General features: G+C 39.3%; 17 protein-coding genes. 11 read left to right on the forward strand and 6 right to left on the reverse strand.

Translation table 11 applies throughout. The features are described 5' to 3' along the window. Positions 1-27: 27 nt before the first annotated feature. Positions 28-738, reverse strand: a complete 711-nt coding sequence (locus tag MHI60_RS07840) for a GntR family transcriptional regulator (RefSeq protein WP_095409992.1) — start codon at positions 736-738, stop codon at positions 28-30. Between the two features lie 154 nt (positions 739-892). Here MHI60_RS07840 and MHI60_RS07845 point away from each other — a divergent pair, with 154 nt between their 5' ends. After that, positions 893-2,791, forward strand: coding sequence for a beta-glucoside-specific PTS transporter subunit IIABC (locus MHI60_RS07845; protein WP_144484177.1), 1,899 nt, complete (start codon positions 893-895; stop codon positions 2,789-2,791). A 9-nt stretch (positions 2,792-2,800) separates the two neighbouring features. Further along, positions 2,801-4,240 carry a 6-phospho-beta-glucosidase BglA gene (bglA, locus tag MHI60_RS07850; RefSeq protein WP_095409990.1) on the forward strand — a complete coding sequence of 480 codons (1,440 nt, stop codon included), beginning with the start codon at positions 2,801-2,803 and terminating at the stop codon, positions 4,238-4,240. Between the two features lie 80 nt (positions 4,241-4,320). Here the strand turns inward: bglA and MHI60_RS07855 are convergent, their stop codons facing one another. After that, positions 4,321-5,217, reverse strand: a complete 897-nt coding sequence (locus MHI60_RS07855; protein WP_144484174.1) for a LysR family transcriptional regulator — start codon at positions 5,215-5,217, stop codon at positions 4,321-4,323. 132 nt (positions 5,218-5,349) lie between these two features. Between MHI60_RS07855 and MHI60_RS07860 the strand changes: the two genes are divergently transcribed. From MHI60_RS07860 to MHI60_RS07875, 4 genes are all read left to right on the forward strand, one after another. Then, on the forward strand, positions 5,350-5,919 hold the full coding sequence (locus tag MHI60_RS07860; RefSeq protein ID WP_142946276.1) for a non-oxidative hydroxyarylic acid decarboxylases subunit B: 570 nt from the start codon (positions 5,350-5,352) through the stop codon (positions 5,917-5,919). A gap of 216 nt (positions 5,920-6,135) precedes the next feature. Further along, positions 6,136-7,563 (forward strand): non-oxidative hydroxyarylic acid decarboxylases subunit C, encoded by a 1,428-nt coding sequence (locus MHI60_RS07865; RefSeq protein WP_095409988.1) that lies wholly within the window; start codon positions 6,136-6,138, stop codon positions 7,561-7,563. Continuing rightward, complete coding sequence (locus tag MHI60_RS07870; protein WP_095409987.1) at positions 7,563-7,787, forward strand: non-oxidative hydroxyarylic acid decarboxylases subunit D; 225 nt, start codon at positions 7,563-7,565, stop codon at positions 7,785-7,787. The genes MHI60_RS07865 and MHI60_RS07870 overlap by 1 nt, the downstream gene beginning before the upstream one ends. Positions 7,788-7,905: 118 nt before the next feature. After that, the gene (locus MHI60_RS07875) at positions 7,906-8,367 is read left to right on the forward strand and encodes a pyridoxamine 5'-phosphate oxidase family protein (protein WP_144484171.1); all 462 of its coding nucleotides are present in this window, start codon (positions 7,906-7,908) and stop codon (positions 8,365-8,367) included. A 40-nt stretch (positions 8,368-8,407) separates the two neighbouring features. Here the strand turns inward: MHI60_RS07875 and MHI60_RS07880 are convergent, their stop codons facing one another. After that, positions 8,408-9,868: an aldehyde dehydrogenase family protein gene (locus tag MHI60_RS07880; protein WP_144484168.1), complete on the reverse strand. Its 1,461-nt coding sequence runs from the start codon at positions 9,866-9,868 to the stop codon at positions 8,408-8,410. A gap of 182 nt (positions 9,869-10,050) precedes the next feature. Further along, complete coding sequence (locus MHI60_RS07885) at positions 10,051-11,139, reverse strand: NAD(P)-dependent alcohol dehydrogenase (protein ID WP_095409984.1); 1,089 nt, start codon at positions 11,137-11,139, stop codon at positions 10,051-10,053. Positions 11,140-11,447: 308 nt separating this feature from the next. On the opposite strand from MHI60_RS07885, the gene MHI60_RS07890 reads away from it, so the two are divergent. The 5 genes from MHI60_RS07890 to MHI60_RS07910 all read left to right on the forward strand — a co-directional run bounded on the left by MHI60_RS07890 (position 11,448) and on the right by MHI60_RS07910 (position 17,969). Further along, a complete protein-coding gene (locus tag MHI60_RS07890; RefSeq protein WP_263639868.1) occupies positions 11,448-11,867 on the forward strand; it encodes a hypothetical protein in 420 nt (139 codons plus the stop codon). Positions 11,868-12,220: 353 nt separating this feature from the next. Next, complete coding sequence (locus MHI60_RS07895; protein ID WP_095409983.1) at positions 12,221-14,098, forward strand: beta-glucoside-specific PTS transporter subunit IIABC; 1,878 nt, start codon at positions 12,221-12,223, stop codon at positions 14,096-14,098. 35 nt (positions 14,099-14,133) lie between these two features. After that, positions 14,134-14,976: a PRD domain-containing protein gene (locus MHI60_RS07900; RefSeq protein WP_144484165.1), complete on the forward strand. Its 843-nt coding sequence runs from the start codon at positions 14,134-14,136 to the stop codon at positions 14,974-14,976. 18 nt (positions 14,977-14,994) lie between these two features. Continuing rightward, positions 14,995-16,470 (forward strand): glycoside hydrolase family 1 protein, encoded by a 1,476-nt coding sequence (locus MHI60_RS07905; RefSeq protein ID WP_095409982.1) that lies wholly within the window; start codon positions 14,995-14,997, stop codon positions 16,468-16,470. Between the two features lie 305 nt (positions 16,471-16,775). Next, positions 16,776-17,969 (forward strand): MFS transporter, encoded by a 1,194-nt coding sequence (locus MHI60_RS07910; RefSeq protein WP_144484162.1) that lies wholly within the window; start codon positions 16,776-16,778, stop codon positions 17,967-17,969. A 174-nt stretch (positions 17,970-18,143) separates the two neighbouring features. Here MHI60_RS07910 and MHI60_RS07915 read toward each other — a convergent pair whose 3' ends face one another. Both MHI60_RS07915 and MHI60_RS07920 read right to left on the reverse strand, forming a co-directional pair. Continuing rightward, the gene (locus MHI60_RS07915; protein ID WP_144484156.1) at positions 18,144-19,046 is read right to left on the reverse strand and encodes a quinate/shikimate dehydrogenase; all 903 of its coding nucleotides are present in this window, start codon (positions 19,044-19,046) and stop codon (positions 18,144-18,146) included. 18 nt (positions 19,047-19,064) lie between these two features. Next, a complete protein-coding gene (locus MHI60_RS07920; protein WP_095409979.1) occupies positions 19,065-20,246 on the reverse strand; it encodes an MFS transporter in 1,182 nt (393 codons plus the stop codon). Positions 20,247-20,619 lie beyond the last annotated feature (373 nt).

Genomic DNA, 20,619 nt, shown 5'->3' on the forward strand with positions numbered 1-20,619 from the left:
CAACTTATGAGGGGCTTTTTCCGTCCATCACCCATAATAATTATTCGCTTGAATAAAAAATTGGGATTGCATGTAGTTATAGGTGATTTTCGAAAAGTCGAAGGGCTGGCCGTTTGTGAGATGAAAGACCGTCTCGACGCGGAGAGCGGGATCGTCTTGTTTGAGGCCGAGGTGCGTCGCTTCGGTTTCATTCAATTTGCCTACTTGTAAGTACATATCAGAGAAACCGACTTTGAGCCCCAAACCTTCACTGACGAATTTAAAAACAGAGTCGGCAGCAATTTCTGTGTTGAGATAGGGAATGATGGTTTTTCGGTAATAGGATTCTTCTAAACATAAGGTTTGTCCATTGATGTAACGAATGCGTTTTAGATAAAAAACATCCTCGTCTTGTTCAATATTCAAATTAAGTGCAGCTTCTTCGGACGGCTTGATGGTGTCTAGCATTAAAACCTCTGATGTCAGTTGAAATTCCTCTAAGTCTTTTTTAAAACCTTGATTGGATAAAAGGCTGATGTAGCCCTTGCGCCGGTGTCTTCGAACAAAGATGCCGCTGCCCCTCACTTGATAGATAATTCCTTTTTTTTCGAGTAATTCTAACGATTTGATAATGGTACTTTTGCTCACAGCAAATTGGCTCATGAGTGTTTCGAGTACAGGGAGCTTATCCCCTTGCTGCAGCTCATGGGTGACAATATATTTTTCAATATCGCTCGCAATTTGTTGATACTTTAACATGGCCATTCCTCTTTGTTTTCACGATTTATTGTTCTTGTATTATAGCACATACCAAATTTCCTTTGATATGCTAATTGAAATTATATATGTATTGATAAATTGTACCGGTATAATTATAATGTACATATACTAGCAGTGATAAAGGGGGGTTTATATGTCAAAAGTGAGGGATTATCAAAAGCTTGCAGAAGACATCTTAGAGGCAGTTGGCGGAGAAGAAAATGTGGTGAGTGCTGCAAGATGCGCCACGCGGCTGCGTTTGGTTCTGAAACGTTCGAATCCAAAGGCAAAGGAAGCAGTTAATGCAATGCCTGGCGTCATTACCGTGGTGGAAAACGGCGGTCAATTTCAGGTTGTCATCGGTCAGCATGTTGGTGAGGTATACGAGCATTTTTCCAGCCTTGTTCAGCTGCAGCCGTCTGATGATGATCAGCCAAATGAAAACAAGGGAACGGTGCTGAATCGTGTCATCGCGACCATGTCTGCTGTGTTTGCACCATTTGTGTATATTTTGGCCGCCGCTGGTATTTTACAAGGTGCACTTATCCTCATTAATTTATTATTTCCAAGTTTCTCGAAAACGGGAACGTATGAAGTCTTTAGCTTTATTTCCTGGGCGCCGTTTACGTTCTTGCCTATCTTTATTGCCATCACAGCTGCCAAGCATTTTAAAACGAATATGTATATCGCAGTAGCGTGTACAGCAGCGCTTGTCAGTCCGGCTTGGACGGAGATTGCTGGACGCGTGGCATCAGGGGAAGGCGTTACTTTTTTAGGCATAGCGTTATCTGAAACGGTTTATACGTCCTCTGTTTTGCCGCCGCTATTCTTGGTATGGATCCTTTCATATGTAGAGAGATTTTTAAACAAACGTATTCACGAGGTGGTCAAACCGTTATTTGTCCCATTTATTTGTATGGTCGTCATGGTTCCGTTAACCATTCTATTAATTGGTCCTCTCTCGACAGCCGGTGCAAACGGGATTGCAAACGGATACAACTTTTTAGCAGAACATGTCCCAGCTTTAGCAGGCGCCATTATCGGAGGTTTCTGGCAAGTGCTTGTCATTTTCGGTGTTCACTGGGGCATCACACCAATGGTGCTCGCCAACTTTGAACAATATGGACGTGACTCCTTCCAGGCATATCAAACCATCGCTGTTATCGCTCAGGTTGGCGCAGTGTTAGGGGTTATTTTAAAAGCAAGAAACCGCGAAACACGAAAAGTCGGGGTTTCAGCGGGAATCACGGGTCTCTTTGGAATTACAGAGCCTGCGATTTATGGGGTCACCTTGCGTTTCAAGAAACCATTTATTTTCGGATGTATATCTGGAGCGGTCGGTGCGATTGCTGCCAGCTTCTTTACGCCTTATTACTTTGCGTATGCAGGGTTGCCTGGTCCACTGACGATTGTAAACGGAATTAGTTCAGATTATCCAACTTCGATCATCGGCATATTGATTGGTGTCGCAATTGCGCTGATCTTACCAGTTGTGCTCATTCAAATGTTTGGTTATGGGGAAGATACAGTGGAACAGACAGCTGGTGCAACATCTGATAAAGATCAAGTTGGAGAAAAAATGAATGCTTCGATGAACAATGAAGAAATTATTCCTGCACCGCTTGCAGGGAAAGTGCTCCCGTTATCTGAAGTACCGGATGCTGTATTTAGCTCGGGGGCGATGGGTAAAGGGTTTGCGATTGAACCAACAGAAAATAAGCTGTATGCACCGTTTGACGGCAGTGTCGTCATGCTTGCACCAACAAAGCATGCGATTGGACTGCGTTCAGAATTCGGTGTGGAGTTACTTGTTCATGTAGGAATTGATACGGTTTCCCTAGATGGCTCAGCATTTACTCTTCATATCAAAGAAGGCAGCAAGGTGAAGAAGGGTGACTTGTTGATGACATTTGATCAAGAAGCCATTGAACGCAAAGGATTAAAAACAATCACACCCGTCATCATCACCAATACACAAGCGTACGAAGACGTGATTGTAGAAGAACAATCGACATGTCAGCCAACGGATATCATGATCACAATTGTGAAATAGGAGGAATGAATTATGACTTTACCAAAAGATTTTCTATGGGGCGGCGCATTAGCTGCGCATCAATTTGAAGGTGGATGGAATGAAGCAGGAAAAGGTCCAAGTGTTGTAGATGTGATGACAGCAGGTGCTCATGGAGTACCGAGACAAATAACTGAAACGATAGAAGAAGATAAATTTTATCCGAACCATGAAGCGATCGATTTCTACCATCGTTATAAGGAAGATATCGCAATGTTTGCCGAAATGGGTTTGAAATGCTTACGTACATCGATCGGCTGGAGCCGGATTTTCCCTAAGGGAGATGAAGCGGAACCGAATGAAGCAGGTTTACAGTTCTATGATGATGTTTTTGATGAACTGCTCAAGCATGGCATCGAGCCTGTGATTACACTGTCTCACTTTGAGATGCCGCTTCATTTGGCAAGAGAGTACGGCGGGTTCCGCAGCCGAAAAGTCGCTGAGTATTTCGCGAAATTCGCAGAAGTGTGCTTCAATCGATACAAAGACAAGGTCACATACTGGATGACATTTAATGAAATCAATAACAAAATGGATGTCAACAACCCACTATTCCTTTGGACAAATTCAGGGGTATCAGTCAAAGAAGGCGAAAATGCCAAAGAAGTCATGTATCAAGCAGGACACCATGAATTACTAGCAAGTGCATGGGCAGTAGCCAAAGGAAAAGAGATCAATCCTGATTTCCAAATTGGAGCGATGGTTTCTCACGTGCCAATCTATCCGTATTCCTCAAATCCAGAGGATGTCATGCTCGCAGAGGAATATATGAGACAGCGCTATTTCTTCCCAGATGTACAGGTGCGCGGCTACTATCCGAGCTATGCATTAAAAGAATTTGAACGCGAAGGCTATCATATTCCATTTGAAGAAGGCGATGAAGAAAGCTTAAGAAAAGGGAAAGTGGATTATCTAGGCTTTAGTTACTACATGTCGACAACGGTTAAAAGTGATACGGTGTCTGATCACAACGGAGACATTGTCAACGGAGCCCTGCCGCATGGTGTAGATAACCCTTATATCAAATCAAGTGACTGGGGCTGGTCCATTGACCCGACAGGCTTAAGGTATACATTGAATCGTTTTTACGATCGCTATCAAATCCCGTTATTCATCGTAGAGAATGGATTTGGTGCAATAGATCAAGTGGAAGAAGACGGTTCTATTCACGATCCAGAAAGAATTCAATATCTCGCTTCTCATATCGAAGCACTGAAAAAAGCCATTGAATACGACGGTGTCGACCTTATTGGCTACACACCTTGGGGCATCATTGATATCGTGTCATTCACAACAGGTGAAATGAAAAAACGCTACGGCATGATCTACGTTGACCGCGACAACGAAGGAAACGGCTCAATGAAGCGCCTTAAAAAAGATTCGTTTACTTGGTATCAAAACGTCATCGCAACGAACGGTGAAGAAGTGTAAAGAAAAATAATAGAGAGCCGAATGAGCATGGTTATCGCTCGTTCGGTTTTTTTGTATGGAGTCACCCAGACTCTCTATACTTAATAGCCGGTGTAGTTGCTCTGTTCCTCAAAAAACTTCAAAAACTCTTTTGTCGAAGCTGATAAGTAGCTATTTGATCTCCAAACTAATGAAGGATCAGAAACCCATGGATCATCTTGAATGGAGATCTTTTTAAATTCCTTCGTAAGTCGATGATTTACCATAGATAAAGGTAATATTGTCGCCCCGAATCCTTTTCTGACTAAACTTAATAACATAGCAGAGTCGTGACATTCACATAATATATTAGGCGTTAATTCTAACTGTTGAAATGTATCCACTATTTGATCAAACAATCCTACACCCTCTGTTGGCCGAAGTAATAAAAGCGGAATGTCAGAAAGCGTTTGTATGCTGATTTCTTTTTCATCTATCTTATATTCTTTAGGGACAACTAATACACAAGGATCTGTATACAAACTTTTCACTTTCATATCTTTTTTAGGAAAAGGTCCTCCTGTAATCGCAACATCAATTTGCCGATTATTCAATAATGTCATTAAGTGAGCAGAGTTTCCTTCCCAAATATTAAATTTAACATGCGAATGCTTTTTCCTAAATTCGGTAAGAGCTGAAAGTAAAATCGGTGCACAATAAATAGTAGAACCAATTGAAAGAGTTCCGCTTATTTCCTCACTAAATTCTTTAATTTCATGAATAGCATCCTCCATGCTATAAACTATTTCCCTAGCTTTTTTTAAAAATAGTTCTCCCTGAGCGGTTAGAGTGACTTTCTTCTTTTTATTCCTTTCAAATAAAACAACACCTAATTCATCCTCCATCATTTTTAATTGCCTGCTAAGTGGCGGCTGAGCCATATGCAGGAATTCTGCAGCTTTAGAGATTGTACCTTGTTCTGCAATGGCTATAAAATATCGCAGTTGTCGAATATCCATATGTCTTCTCCTGTCTTTTTATACTTTGTAAGTATTATATATAAACAATATGAATATTATCAATATATTAAACTGGGGAGTATACTTTATTTAGAGATATGAATCATGAATATTAAAGAAGGTGAAGCGTATATGAAGATTATTGTTGGAATGTCTGGTGCGACAGGAGCCATTTTTGGTATTCGTCTTCTAGAAATTCTCAAACACACAGATATTGAAACTCATTTGGTCATGTCTTCATGGGCAGCCGCAACCATAAATGTTGAGACATCTTACACAGTAAAGGATGTTGAAGAATTAGCTGATTTCACATATTCATATAAGGATTTAGGTGCGAAAATTTCAAGCGGATCCTTTAGAGTAGATGGAATGATTGTTGCACCTTGTAGTATGAAAACTCTTGCATCAATTCGAATGGGGCTGGCAGACAATCTTGTTACGCGAGCTGCTGATGTCATTTTAAAAGAGAGAAAAAAATTGTTATTGATGACCCGTGAAACACCTCTTAATGATATTCATCTTGAAAATATGTTGGCATTATCAAGAATGGGATCTATCATTTTTCCTCCAATGCCTGCTTTTTATAATCATCCTCAACAGATTGATGATATTGTTAACCACATTGTTTACAGAGCCTTAGATCAGTTTGGTATTCAATTATCAGAAGCTAAGAGATGGGATGGTATACAAAAAGCGAAGTAATTGGATCAAAAGATGTTTTTGAGAGGCTTTTTCAATCAGGTTCGTCCTTTTAGGACGAGCCTTTTGTATTTGATTTTCATTTCAGTTAAAAAAACATACCTTTAAGGTATATTTTAAATATTTAATAGATATTTTTAATATCATAAGATGGGGCGTACAATGATGATGTAAGGGAAAATGCATCACTTAAAAAAATGTTGAATAGGAGGATTTCCCATGTCCTATAGAGATTTAAGAGAGTTTCTAGATTTACTAGAATCAGAAAATCAACTAGTTCGTATTAAGGATGAAGTCATGCCTGAACCAGATTTAAGCGCGATTGGCCGTTCTGCCCCGGATATGGAGAATGCACCAGCTGTTCTTGTAGAAAAAGTGAAAGGGTATAAAACGCCTGTTGTCCTCAATGTACACGGTTCATGGCAAAATCATGCCTTGATGCTTAACATGGACAAGGATACACCGGTTAAAGAACAGTTTTTTGAATTAGAGAGAATTTGGGATAGATTTCCGATTAAACCTGTTTGGGTAGATAAAAAAGATGCACCAGTGAAAGAGGTTGTAATTGAGGAAGATATCAATTTATTTGATGTGCTGCCATTGTTTCGTATTAATGAATTCGATGCGGGCTTTTATATTTCTAAAGCGCTTGTGGTTAGTAAGGACCCTAATAAGCCTGAAAGCTATGAGGAACAAAATGCTGGAACTTACCGCATTCAAGTAAAGGGCAAAGATAAAGTAGGAATTCAGCCGCTTCCATTTCACGATATAGCGGTCCATCTAAAACATGCAGAAGAAAAAAATGAACCTTTACCAATTGCCATTTGCTTAGGTAACGATCCTGTCTTGAGCTTTATGGCTAGTACACCAATAGAATATGCTCAATCCGAATATGATTTTGCAGGAGCTTTAAAAGGAGAACCAATTGAATTAACGAAAAGCGAGCATGGTCATTTAGATATTCCAGCGAGAAGTGAGGTTGTTTTAGAGGGATACATTATGCCTCGTGAAAGAGAGATAGAAGGTCCATTTGGCGAATTTCCTGGAAGTTATTCAGGAGCACGTTTGCAGCCGATTGTAAAAATCACTAAAATCACTCACCGCCAAAATCCAATATTTGAAAACTTATACTTAGGTATGCCATGGACAGAAATTGATTATTTAATGGCTTTAAATACAAGTTTACCGTTGTATAAACAGTTAAAGCGTGACTTCCCTGAAGTTGAGGCAGTAAACGCAATGTATACACACGGTATAGGAACTATTGTATCTACAAAATCTCGGTTAGGTGGATACGGTAAGGCGGTTGCGATGAGGCTATTATCAACTCCTCACGGAATGCCTTATACGAAAATAGCGATTATCGTAGATGAATTCGTTGATCCATTTAATTTAGAGCAAGTGATGTGGGCGTTAACCACTCGGGTACGTCCAGACAAAGATGTGTTCAAAATTCCATATGCGCCTGGAATGCCATTAGATCCATCTTCTGACCCTGCTGGTATGCACACAAAGCTAGTCATTGATGCGACAACTCCGATTGCACCTGATATTGCCCGAGATACTGAACTATTGGCTACGCCAGAAAAAGCAGACGAATGGTCTGCAATTCTCCGTGATTTAATGAAAAAGGGAGGAAATAAATAATGAAGTGTCCGAGATGTGAATCTGAAAAAGTAAGCTTATTAACAAAATCTCCTGTTAAGGATGCTTGGGAAGTATATATTTGTGATACTTGTACCCTATCTTGGAGAAATACGGAAGGCCCTAATATCACAGATCCCGAAAAATATGACAAACGTTTCAAGTTGGATTCGACTAAATTTAAAGATTTAGATCAAATTCCGCCTATACCAAAATTAATAGATTAATGTACAAATAAGAAGATCTCTATTTTCGATTAGAGATCTTCTTATTTAGCAAAAAATAGCGATCAAAATGAATCTTGGCTCAGTATCGTCTAATAGGTGAAAGTAAGGTGGTGTTAGCATGTGTAAAACGGAATTGTCTACTGAGGTATTTGAGTTCTTGAATGGAAAAGAGCTTTCAGATAAACAACATGAAGTGATGATGCTAATGACTGTAGGAGAGGATGGCTGGCCACATAATGCGATGATTAGTGTGGGGGAAATTGTTGCATTAGACTGCCAAGAATTAAGAATTGGTTTATGGCCAAATACAACGACTACATCGAATATCATTCGTACGCAGAAAGCGACTTTGGTAATGGTATGTCAAGGAAAGGTTCACTATATTAGACTGTTTTTGAAAAGGCTAGATAAGACGCCTGACAGTCATTATGTAAGAGAAAGATTCTCTGCTCAGGTTGTTTTAGCTAGAGAAGATGCAGCAAAATATGCACAAATAACCTCCGGCATCAACATCGACTTATTCAATGAGAAAGAAGTCATTGAACGCTGGGAACAAACAGTGAAAGAAATGAAAGAATAAGTAAAAGGGATGGCTTAGTTAAGCCCATCCCTTTTTTCTCTTAGAAAGGATATTTTCTTGGTTGATTTTGTACAGAAACCCATTGGACTCGGGTGAATTCTTCTAGAGCCCATTGGCCCCCAAAACGACCAATTCCAGAAGCCTTTTCCCCGCCAAATGGCGCCAGGCTGTCATCATTTACGCTTTGATCATTCACATGAGCCATTCCGCTTTCAATGCGTCTTGCTAATGTAATCCCTTTTTCAATATTTTCTGTAAAGATACCAGCGCTTAAACCATATTCACTGTCGTTTGCGATATGGATTGCTTCTTCCTCATTGTCAAAAGGAATGATAGAAACAACTGGACCAAATATCTCACTGCGTGCAATCTTCATGTCGTTATTGACATCTGCAAATACAAACGGAGTTATCAGATTTCCTTCTCTTTTTCCTTCTAACACTAATTTGGCACCTTCATTTTTTCCTTCTTCAATGATCGACATGACATGATCAGCTTGTTTCTCATTAATGAGAGGCCCAATCACTACAGAAGGGTCTACTGGGTTCCCGCATTTTAATGAAGCTGCTCTTTCAGTGTATTTTTGAATAAAGGTATCATAAAGATGACGATGAACGAGAATACGGTTAATAATCATACAGATTTGCCCTTGGTGTAAAAATTTCCCGAAAATTGCAGCGTTTATCGCTTGGTCGATGTCTGCGTCTTCCAATACAATAAACGGATTGTTTCCACCAAGCTCTAAGGCTGTTCGTTTCAGGTTTTTCCCCGCAATTGAACCAATATGACGCCCAACGCCAGTTGAACCTGTAAAAGAGATGATTTTTGGAATTGGATGTTCGATAAATGAGTCTCCAATTTCTTTTGTATTGGTCAGGATTAAGTTGAAAACCCCTTTTGGCAGACCAGCGTCTTCAAACGCTTTTGCAATGACGACACCACCTGATAATGCTGTTTGCATGTCTGGTTTGTGTACAACTGAATTTCCTGTAGCAATTGCAACAGCAATAGAGCGCATAGATAAGTGAAGAGGGAAATTAAATGAACTGATAATTCCAGCTACCCCTATAGGTGCTCGATAGACATAATTTGTTTTGTTTTCTATTAAAGCAGGAAGTTCTAATCTCTCTTCTAGTTGGTGTGGATAATCCATTGATTGTTTCAAAACATTCATGGTAGCTTCGAGTTCAATATTGGCTTTCACGAAGGAACTTCCTGCTTCTTTACTCAGCGTTTCTACTATGTCATCTTTATGTTTTTCAAAAAACTGATATGCTTTTTCAAGCACGTTTATCTTTTCAGAAGCTGATACTTTTCCCCAATGCTCTTGAGCTTCTTTTGCAGCTTGATAGGCTGCGTGAATATCCTCTTCTGAAGCTATATTTACTTCAGCAATGACCTCTGAAGTATAAGGGTTATAAACTTTCTGAATTTTATTTGATGAACCTTTTCTCCATTGTCCATCAATATATTGATTTATTTTTTTTGCGAATACATCCACAATGATTCCCCCTTGTATCTATCAAAATTCAACCATTATTTAATTATAATGATGATATATTATGAGGGGAAATATCTATTTTGTATAAAGAAAATACCTATTAAGTATCTTATTTCTCGAACTTTAATAGGCTAGGATGAACAAAAGAACCTTCCACTCTGGAAGGTTCTTTATTGTCAAGTTCAGCTAATTTTCACAATTGGTTTTAAAACGGCACCAGATTTCGAATCAGCAAAGGCTTGGTTGATATCTTCGAATTCATAAAATTTCACTAGCTTATCAAATGGGAACAACCCTTTTTTATAGAAATCAATAAGCTTCGGAATGAATAACTTAGGAACTGCATCGCCTTCAATGACACCCATTAATGTCTTACCTTCAGCCATGATATCGTTATGGACATCAAACTCCATTTTTGGTGTGACTCCAACAACTGCGGACACACCTAGCGGTTTTAGAGCATGTAATGATTGACGAACAACAGGTGGTACACCCGTTGTTTCAACAGCATAATTAGTTCCACCGTTTGTTATTTTTTTAATTTCTTGTACAGCATCTACTTTTGCTCCATTAAAGACATCTGTAGCACCTAATTCCTTGGCAAGTGCTAATCGGTTTTCATGTACATCTATCGCAATGATTTGTTTACAGCCTGCAATTTTCGCAGCCATAATGGCACTTAATCCGACTGCTCCACAGCCATATACAGCAATTGTCGAACCAAATTCAGGTTTTAATTTATTTAAAACGGTTCCACTTCCTGTTTGGATTCCACAACCTAATGGTCCAAGAAGAGCCAAATCAACATCTTTCTCTACTTGAACGACATTTCGTTCGTTAACAACTGCATATGTGGCAAATGAAGATTGTCCAAAGAAAGTAGAAACTGCATGATTGTGTTTGTGTATTCTGTTTGTATGATCTTCCATCTTGCCATCAAAATTTAGTTCATTGAACCGCATACAGCTAGTAGGATGTGCAGCTAAACAGTTTTCACATTCTCCACAAGAAGCAAATGATAAGACAACATGATCTCCTTCTTTAACGGACTTGACACCATCTCCGACAGCTTCTACAATTCCAGCTCCTTCGTGGCCTAAAACTACAGGGAAGGGTGATAATCCCATATCGCGAGCTACAGCATCTGTATGACAAACTCCAGTTGCGACCACTTTAATTAATACTTCATTACTTTTTGGGTTTTCTAGCTTTAGTTGTTCAAATACAAAATCATCCCCTTGTTTTTCAATGACAGCCGCCTTAATCTCCATCAAAAATCCCCCTTTTATGAACTCTTCTTATGTGAATTAAGAAATCAGAGAAATTATATGCTGTAACTGTTTAGATTACAAGTGTTTTGATTTTCGGTTAATTGACAAGAAGAGGGTGACGATGAAAGCGTGGTAAGGGTTGTACCCATTTGAGAAAAAAGTCCTAATTTGAACAAATGGATTGTTTTATTAGATAATTCTTGTGATGATAGTATAAAAAAACGAGGATTGTTAAGTTGATTTTTATGAATAACAACAGAAAAACAAAAATCGAAACCTTAAAAAGAAAAAGCAGAAGAAAGCACTAAATGAACGAATTGAGCTACATGACACTTCCAGAACACCCCTTTTTAGATATCGAAGAAAATCAATTGTTTTGTCAGAAGGTGTTTCCTTTCCTTTATGCAAGAGAAAATAAGATTCAAATACATGGGGATAACTATCAAGAACATATAAAAAAGTCTACACAAATGTTAAAGGAATTGGTCAAGAATGCAGAACGTTATTCCAAAGAAGCTAGAATCATGTTTTTTCGAGAGCATGAAATTGAAGCTCTTTTAGTAAACGTGAACGAAGTGTTTAGCCATGTAAACCAGCTTCTTGAGCAAACGAAATTTTCAAGTGGATATGGAGATTTTATGTTAGTCACAGAGGATCTTCATTTTGGATTATGCATTGAACGGACGGAATATTTTTATGAGTTAAGTACTTGGGGGCTTTTAGTTTAGACGGTTTTTATTTGAAAGAGCATGACAATACCATTTATCTTCAATAGGTACGATTAGATGATATATTAGTGCTCTTTGATCTATATTTAATAAATTTATTATTTGATTTGTAAGAAAAATATTGCTTTTGTTAAAAGAATTCATTACTATAAAGATATTAACATGTTAAAAGCGGTTTCATGAAACGATGAAAAGTTAAAAATAGAATAATGCGTACATTCAATAAGGCGTGTTACTGTTCGGCAGGCAAGACCTAGATTGGATGGGATATCTGTATTTGTATAATCCCACCCAATCCAGGTCTTTTTTTGTTGCCTGAGCGCCTATACTCAAAAATGAAAGCGGTGACTTTAATGAACCATAAAGACTTAGCTCAAGACATTCTTAAACATATTGGTGGAAGTGAAAACGTTCAAAACTCCATCCACTGTATGACGAGATTAAGGCTGACTTTAAAAGACTCCTCACTCGCAAACTCTGAAGAAATTAGTCGCCTTGATGGCGTCATTCAAGTAGCAGATACGGCAGGTCAGTATCAAGTTATTATTGGCAATGATGTTGGTTATGTATATAAAGAGTTTGCAAAACTGATTGATCAAAATCCAGAAGCAAGCGGACAAATTGTACAGAACAAAGATCATAGCTTGAAAGGATATTTCAATCGTTTTGCCAATTTAATCACTGGCATTTTTGCACCGATCATCCCTGCGATCGCTGGGGCAGGGATGTTGAAGGCTTTACTGATTTTATTGCCGATGCTGAATTTGATGAAAGAAGACAGCCAAACCTATTTGGTATTGAAAATCATCTCAGATGCAGCGTTCTTCTTCCTACCTATTTTGTTAGCCTATACAAGCTCACAAAAATTTGGTACAAACCCTATGGTATCGATGGCTTTGGCAGGGGTATTGCTACATCCTAACTTAACAGCCTTGTTTAGCAGCGGGGATCCAGTTGTCTTTGCGGGTATTCCACTGAAAGCTGTTTCTTATGGCTCATCGGTCATTCCGATTATACTCATTGTTTGGCTGATGTCTTATGTAGAAAAGCTGGCAGATAAATTATCACCGGGACCGGTCAAAATCTTTATGGTTCCTTTAATCACAATGATCATTGTTGCTCCGATTGGTTTACTGTTTTTAGGACCGCTTGGTATGTATCTTGGTGCAGGTTTAGCCGCAGGGGTCTTATGGATCCAGCAAACTGCGGGATGGGCAGCTGTTGCGATTTTAGCCGTTTTCTTACCTTTTATCGTCATGTTTGGGATGCAGAAGGTGTTCTATCCAGTTGTTATCGCTTCTCTTGCTTCGCCTGGATACGATGCTCTTATCGGGGTGGCCATGCTAGCGGCTAACTTTGCGCAAGGTGGAGGTGCTTTGGCTGTTTCCTTTAAAACCAAAGACCCTAAGTTAAAACAAATTGCAATGTCCGGAGGAATTTCTGCTTTATTTGGTATAACAGAACCTGCATTATATGGCGTTCATTTAAAACTTAAGAAAACATTACTCGCATGTATGATTGGAGCAGGGGTTTCAGGTATATTTGTAGGATTGATTAAGCTAAAGGCGTTTGTCATGGTTTCACCTGGTATCGCAACAATGCCGATTTTCATTGAAAAAGGGACTTCAAACTTTACGTTTGCCATTATTGGTGCAGTCGTTTCAGCGGTCGTTGCGTTTATTGCTGTTTACATCATCGGCTTTAAAGATGCAGAAACTGAAAACATCGAGAAGAAAAACGAGCCTGTCTCCACATCAGAAAGCACAAGAAATCGTGAAGTCATTTATGCACCGATGAAAGGAGACATCATTCCTTTAGCAAAAGTGAATGATAAAGTATTCTCTGAAGAAGTGATGGGGAAAGGGGCAGCGATTCAACCTAGTGAAGGGAAAGTATTCGCTCCTTTTGATGGACAAGTGGAAATGATATTCCATACAAATCATGCCATTGGTCTAAAATCCAACCTTGGTGTGGAAGTTCTGATTCATATTGGTATTGATACCGTGAACTTAAATGGACAATATTTTACTTCACATGTTCAAAAAGGTGATAAAGTAAAACTAGGTCAACTTCTGATTGAATTTGATCAACAGAATATACAGAAGGCTGGCTATGACACAACAACACCAGTCATTATTACAAATACAGCTGATTATTTAGAAATTTTACCCCAAGAGGGAAAAACGAATCCTGTTTCTGGTCATCAGCAGCCACTTTTAACTGTCTTATAAATTGAGTTTGAATGTAACCAGGAAGGTGATATGGTATGGAAATTATAAAAGTGCTGAATACCAGTGTGGTTCTCGCTAAAAGAGATGACGGTAAGGAAATCATCGTAATGGGTAAAGCCATTGGATTTAAAAATAAGCCAGGCAGTCTTATTCAAGAGTCTGATATTCAAAAGATTTATGTGCTAGAAGATCAGAGCACTTCTAATGATTTAGCTGAGCTTATGCGGGAGACCCCAGAGGAATTTTTAATCATGACAGATGAGATTATATCCTATGCGAAGCGCCGTTTATCTACACACTTAAATGAGCATCTTTATATTTCTTTAACCGATCACCTTTTCATGGCTACGAAGCGCTTTAAGGAAAATTTAACGATACAAAATCGCCTGCTGTGGGAAGTAAAGAAATTTTACCCCGAGGAATTTAGCATTGGTCTGCATGCACTAGAGCTGATTGAAAAACAGTTAGGCATTCAGCTGCCTGAAGAAGAAGCGGCGAATATTGCATTTCATCTAGTAAATGCGCAGCAGACCAAAGATAATTTAAATCAAATCGTGATGATGACCAATATGGTCAAAGACATTTTAAATATTATCAAAATGCATTATAAGATCGACATTCCGACAGATACGATTAATTACTCCAGGTTTTTAACACATTTACAGTTCTTTGTTCAGCGTTTGCTTGAGAATAAAATGCTTGAAACAGATGATCACGATCTAATCGATCAAATCATGAGAAAATACCCTGAAGAAGTAAAATGTGTGGAGAAAATCGAGAAATATATAAAAACAAATGTTGATTACACGATATCCAATGACGAAAAAATGTATTTAATTATTCATGTCAATCGAGTGGTTCAAAGAAATAACACATAGTCTTGAGGAGGAAGAAACATGTCTAATCAAATCAAGAAATTTCCAGAAGGTTTTTTATGGGGTGGCGCCATTGCGGCAAACCAAGCAGAAGGTGCTTGGAATGTAGACGGAAAAGGGTTATCGACTGCTGATGTGGCGATCTTTAAAAAAGGTCTCAGTAAGTCTGATTATAAAAAGCACAATAAAGTGGATGAAGAACAAATTCAGCAAGCGATGCGTGCAGATACCGCTGAAGGTTATCCGAAACGAAGAGGTGTAGACTTTTATCATCGTTATCCGGAAGATATGGCGTTGTTCAAAGAAATGGGATTGAAGACGTTACGTGTCTCGATTGCATGGACACGTATTTTTCCAAACGGTGATGAAGAAGAGCCAAATGAAGCGGGATTATTATTTTACGACCGCCTATTCGATGAAATGAAGAAACATGATATTGAACCACTCGTCACGTTATCTCATTACGAAATGCCGCTATATTTAGTGAATCAATATGGAGGATGGTCTCATCGCATTGTCGTTGATTTCTTTGTGAAATTTAGTCGAGTGGTATTTGATCGATACAAAGATAAAGTCAAGTATTGGCTGACTTTCAATGAAATTGATAGTATTGTCCGACATCCATTTACAAGCGGTGGAATCGTTTCAGAGCGCTTTGACAATGTAGAACAGGCCGTTTATCAAGCATTGCATCATCAATTTGTTGCAAGTGCGTTGGCCGTTAAATATTGTCACGAGATGATCCCGGGGGCAAAAATAGGGTGTATGCTGACGAAATTAACAACATATCCGTATTCCTGTAATCCAAAGGATGTTCTAAAGGCATCAAAGAACAATCAGTTCAATATGTTTTTCACAGATGTACAGGTGCGCGGTGAGTATCCACGTTTTATCAATCGACTGTTCAAAGAAAAGAACATTCACATTGAGAAACAGCTGGGAGATGACGAATTACTAAAGGTGCATACTGTTGATTTTATTTCATTCAGCTACTACAATTCCTTGGTTGCTACTGAAAATAGTGAAGGCATGGAAACTGTCAGCGGCAATACAATAGGTGGAGTGAAAAACCCATATTTAGAAGTGAGTGAATGGGGATGGCAGATTGACCCGATTGGAATTCGTATCTCTTTAAATGACTTATACGACCGCTATCAACTACCACTGTTTATTGTGGAGAATGGTTTAGGTGCATACGATAAGGTAGAGGATGGAAAGATAAATGATGACTACCGGATTAGCTATCATGAGCAGCATTTCCAGCAGATGTTAGAAGCCATTGAGGATGGAGTCGAATTAATGGGTTACACTAGCTGGGGAATTATTGATTTAATTAGTTACTCGTCATCAGAAATGGAAAAGCGATATGGTTTTATCCATGTGGATCAAGATAACGATGGAAACGGAACATTAAATCGAACACGTAAAAAAAGCTTTTACTGGTATCAAGAAGTCATTCGTCAAAATGGATTGAAAATGAACGATGTACAGAATTGAGACATCATTTAAGGAGTGGAATGAACCACTCCTTTTTTTTATCGATGGTGTCATACGCTTGATCAATGAATTCCCTTCAAATTTAAGCAATTCACTATCTTTACCTTTCGCATTCGTATAAAATAAGAGCAGTGAAAAATTGAAGAAATGCTTGATACATGAAGGGCGTGTAAGCTGTGAGCTGCATGACATGATGAGATGTATGAACGTGAAGGCTGCAAAGCTGTTCTTCCTCACATATGAGATCTTGTAAGCGTAACCATTATTTGTCACTTCATTGCGATGGTGTTAAGGGGTGTGTCAGGATGAGGAATCCGTATGTGAGAACGGCTTCTAGTCTGTATATTAATTATTTTTTATTAGGTATGGTCAATATTATTTTGGCTTCAAATATGCCATTTTTAATCAAACAGTTAGATACCAATAGTGCGGGAATTAGTTATATGATTTCGGCGCTTGGCATTGGCAGGGTGCTCACGTATGGGTTATCAGGCGTACTGTCAGATCGTTTTGGGCGAAAGCCGGTCATTTTGGTTTCTGGTGTGCTGATGGCGGTGTTCCTCATCGGAATCCCATTGTCTCCGAGTTATCAAATCGCGTTTGCATTTGCGATTTTGGCAGGGGTTGCGAATTCGGCAATGGATGCAGGAACGTATCCTGCTTTAATGGAGGCTTTTCCGCAAAACTCGGGGTCTGCGAATGTGATGGTGAAGGCCTTTATATCCATTGGGGCAACCATTTTGCCACTGGCAATTTACTTTTTAGCAGAGCATGATTTGTTTTATGGAATGGCATTTTTTGTTCCTGCTCTGATCTATCTTGTGAATGTCTTGATGCTGTGGACCTTGCCATTTCCGAATCATCGCAAGGTGGAGCAAGTCCAGGTAACGGAGCATGACGGACTTCCGCGCTTCTCGACAGAGCCTACATTTTGGAGAGAAGGGATCGCACTGATTGTGATCAGCTTTACGTCAAATGGACTGTATGCGTTGCCGCAAATTTGGCTTCCTACGTACGGTGAGGCCATCTTGGGGATGACATCGGGCAGTGCTGTGAAACTGCTTAGTTACTATAGCATGGGCGGGCTGCTGTCCGTCGTGATGCTTGCGTTTCTTTTGCGCCGCTTTGTCCGTCCGGTCACTGTACTGCTAATCTATCCAATCATTACACTTGCTTCCATTTGTGTGCTCTTGGTCGTGAAATCCCCAGTCATAGGAACCGTCAATGCTTTTGTATTGGGATTTTCAACAGCAGGAGTTTTTCAGTTGACGTTAACTGTGATGGCTGAATTCTTCTGGAAAAACAAAGGAACGATGACTGGGATTATCTCCACAGCGGGCGGCGTGTCAGCTGTCGTCATCCCGGTCGTAACAGGTTTAATTCAGAGTCACGCGTCCATTTTACAAATCTTTATGTTCGATGCAGTTGTGGCTGTTGCGGCCATTATTGGCGCACTGTATATCCTGTATCGCTACCGTCAAGTTATGGTACATGATTAAAAAAAAGACGACCTCCATTCAGGAAGTCGTCTCAGCGTGTAGGCAACCCTCTCATTTTTTGTCAGGGCTGTGCTCCGGTGCTCACGAATGCCAAATTCGCTCCGTAACTTATCACGCTAAACAGAAAAAAAGGGCTAAAATGATCATCATTTTAGCCCTTTGTCTTTTTTTGTTTTAGAAACGGTCATTTTCAAACAGAATTTGTTTTACTTGATCAATTGGCATATCTTCACCAGTAAAGAGTTTGTAAGCAAGTGCACCTTGCCATAGCATCATTCCAAGACCGTTAATGGTTTTGGCGCCAGCTTCCTGTGCTTGCGCAAGAAGCTTTGTTTTTTGCGGATTGTATACAACATCTGTCACGATCAAATCTTCACGAAGTACATCAAGTGTATCATCGATAATGCTGAGTTGATCTAGTGGTTTCATGCCAAGGCTTGTCCCATTTGCCAGGATCGCACTTTCTGCTACTTCACGGCGGAACGCGTCTTTGTCTTCAAGCGGGAAAATGTTTGCTTTGACACCGAAGGATTTCATTTCGTTGTTGATGTAATTTACATTTTCTTCTGCTTGAACAAAGTATTGATCATTACGAGCAAAAATACTAATTTCACGAATGCCGGACTGTGCAAGCTGAATTGCGATCGGAGTCGCAGCGCCGCCAGAGCCAACTAGTGTGACTTTCTTGCCGGCTAATTCAACGCCATGTTCAATCAAGTTTTTCACATATCCAAGACCATCTGTGTTGTAGCCGATGAGCTTACCATCCTTGTTCACTACAGTGTTACTAGCACGTGTATATCTTGCAGAATCATCTAGTTCGTCTAAGTAATCCAGTACTTTCATTTTGTTCGGCATAGAGACGTTAAATCCAGCTGCACCCATTGCTTTCATACCGTTTACGGCTGCTTCTAGTTCATCATTCCCTACTTCAAATGCAAGGTAAGCATAGTTGATACCTGTTAGTGTATAGCCAAGGTTATGCATACGTGGTGAAAGGCTGTGCCCGATTGGTGTAGCAAGAAGACCGACTAATTTTGTTTTTCCATCAATATTACGTTCATGTATGTTTGTCATGATTGACATCTCCTTTAATTATCTAAATAATTTTTTCATGCGTCCAAGAACAAAGACCGCTAGTAATACGCTAATAACCGCAATGATCATATCGAAAAATAACGTCATTTTAATATCGTACGTGCTGACCAATCCACTTGTAATGAGCGGCACGAGAATAAACGCTGAGCTTGCCGCAATGTTGACATAGGATGAAGCCGTTGCCTTGTTTGTCGGGAACAATTTCATCATAATACTCATCGCCAGCTGGAAGATTCCCGCTGTAAATAGTCCTAAGAAGAAGGTGCTGACAATAACAATGCTGTACGTTTCGATTTGGAAAAGTGAAAGCATTGCAAGGAACGCACCAATTGGATAAATGATCGCCACCATAATCGGTGAAATGAATTTATCTAAGACTACTGAAAGCAATAGAACAGATACAAGTGCACCAATACTAAAATAAGATAGAAGCTGTGTGGCTTGTTCTGTGCCAAGTCCGATTAATTTTAACCCGAGCTGCGGAAGCCATGTCTGCCATACGACAAACAATGCAGTCGACGTGAAACCCATAAGTACAACAGCTAAACCTTCGCCAAGCATTTTTGGTTCTTCCTTCAGCTGGTCCTGTACTGGAAGAGCCTCTTGTGAAGAAACTTGCTTATGGTTCGGGAATGGCATAAAGATTAAGTAAATCCCTACGAGTAAATAAAGAAGCCCTAGTCCAAAGAACGCCCAGCCCCAGAAGATATCATGTGACACTAGGAACGCCAAGATAAATGGAAGAACAGTCGCCCCAATGGATACAGACGCTTTTACTAATACAGAAGCCGAACTTGCTTTTTTCGGAAATGACTCTGTCAAAGCAGGGTAGGTTCCTGAATCAAGCAGTGAGTTGGCAATCCCTGCTGAGATCGCAAAGATAAATGCCAGTGTATAACTTGTTGTCGTTGGAATACCGATTAAGAATAATAAGTAAAGAAAATTTCCTGTAATAATGACAGGCTTACGTCCCCAGCTGTCGGCTAACCGGCCTGAGAAAAAGAGCGCAATGAGTTTACCAATTCCGATCGCCGATACAAGCAAGCTGATTTTCGGAATATCTACATGGTAGCGTTCAGATAAGCTGTCCATGTTGGAAGCTACAATAATATTGATCATGCCAAGCATGAAGTAATTTAAATACATGCCAAGTGACGATTTTATATAAGGATTTTTCATGTTCCCACTCCTATATTTGAAACCCCTTTAAGGTCAAATTCTTTGTATACCCTTTGTTATTGTTTCCTTAAAAATGAATAATATGAAGCCCATCACAACACCCCTTATATGTGATTGATGAAAAAAATAATGAATATTCATCTGTTCTTCAATCGAGTACATCGTTCTACTAAAATGTAAAAAATAATAACAGCCTTGATTAGGAAGTAAAACTTCATGATTTGATCAGAATCATAAAAAGTCACTTTTAACTGTTTTTTGCTAGAAATAACGATAGGATGAAATAGGTATAACGATATACTAAAAGAAGCAACGAGATAAATATACTCCTGCATTTTAAATGTGTCAAGTTTATGACTTTGTGATTTAAAAA

The sequence above is a fragment of the Bacillus sp. FSL K6-3200 genome (assembly GCF_038630485.1).
Taxonomy (GTDB): domain Bacteria; phylum Bacillota; class Bacilli; order Bacillales; family Bacillaceae; genus Bacillus; species Bacillus safensis.

What these genes read in the sequence shown, in the direction of transcription:
- MHI60_RS07840 (WP_095409992.1), bottom strand. Translation starts at nt 738, where the DNA reads ATGTTAAAGTATCAACAAATTGCGAGCGATATTGAAAAATATATTGTC.
- MHI60_RS07845 (WP_144484177.1), top strand. Translation starts at nt 893, where the DNA reads ATGTCAAAAGTGAGGGATTATCAAAAGCTTGCAGAAGACATCTTAGAG.
- MHI60_RS07855 (WP_144484174.1), bottom strand. Translation starts at nt 5,217, where the DNA reads ATGGATATTCGACAACTGCGATATTTTATAGCCATTGCAGAACAAGGT.
- MHI60_RS07860 (WP_142946276.1), top strand. Translation starts at nt 5,350, where the DNA reads ATGAAGATTATTGTTGGAATGTCTGGTGCGACAGGAGCCATTTTTGGT.
- MHI60_RS07865 (WP_095409988.1), top strand. Translation starts at nt 6,136, where the DNA reads ATGTCCTATAGAGATTTAAGAGAGTTTCTAGATTTACTAGAATCAGAA.
- MHI60_RS07870 (WP_095409987.1), top strand. Translation starts at nt 7,563, where the DNA reads ATGAAGTGTCCGAGATGTGAATCTGAAAAAGTAAGCTTATTAACAAAA.
- MHI60_RS07875 (WP_144484171.1), top strand. Translation starts at nt 7,906, where the DNA reads ATGTGTAAAACGGAATTGTCTACTGAGGTATTTGAGTTCTTGAATGGA.
- MHI60_RS07885 (WP_095409984.1), bottom strand. Translation starts at nt 11,139, where the DNA reads ATGGAGATTAAGGCGGCTGTCATTGAAAAACAAGGGGATGATTTTGTA.
- MHI60_RS07890 (WP_263639868.1), top strand. Translation starts at nt 11,448, where the DNA reads ATGAACGAATTGAGCTACATGACACTTCCAGAACACCCCTTTTTAGAT.
- MHI60_RS07895 (WP_095409983.1), top strand. Translation starts at nt 12,221, where the DNA reads ATGAACCATAAAGACTTAGCTCAAGACATTCTTAAACATATTGGTGGA.
- MHI60_RS07900 (WP_144484165.1), top strand. Translation starts at nt 14,134, where the DNA reads ATGGAAATTATAAAAGTGCTGAATACCAGTGTGGTTCTCGCTAAAAGA.
- MHI60_RS07905 (WP_095409982.1), top strand. Translation starts at nt 14,995, where the DNA reads ATGTCTAATCAAATCAAGAAATTTCCAGAAGGTTTTTTATGGGGTGGC.
- MHI60_RS07910 (WP_144484162.1), top strand. Translation starts at nt 16,776, where the DNA reads ATGAGGAATCCGTATGTGAGAACGGCTTCTAGTCTGTATATTAATTAT.
- MHI60_RS07915 (WP_144484156.1), bottom strand. Translation starts at nt 19,046, where the DNA reads ATGACAAACATACATGAACGTAATATTGATGGAAAAACAAAATTAGTC.
- MHI60_RS07920 (WP_095409979.1), bottom strand. Translation starts at nt 20,246, where the DNA reads ATGAAAAATCCTTATATAAAATCGTCACTTGGCATGTATTTAAATTAC.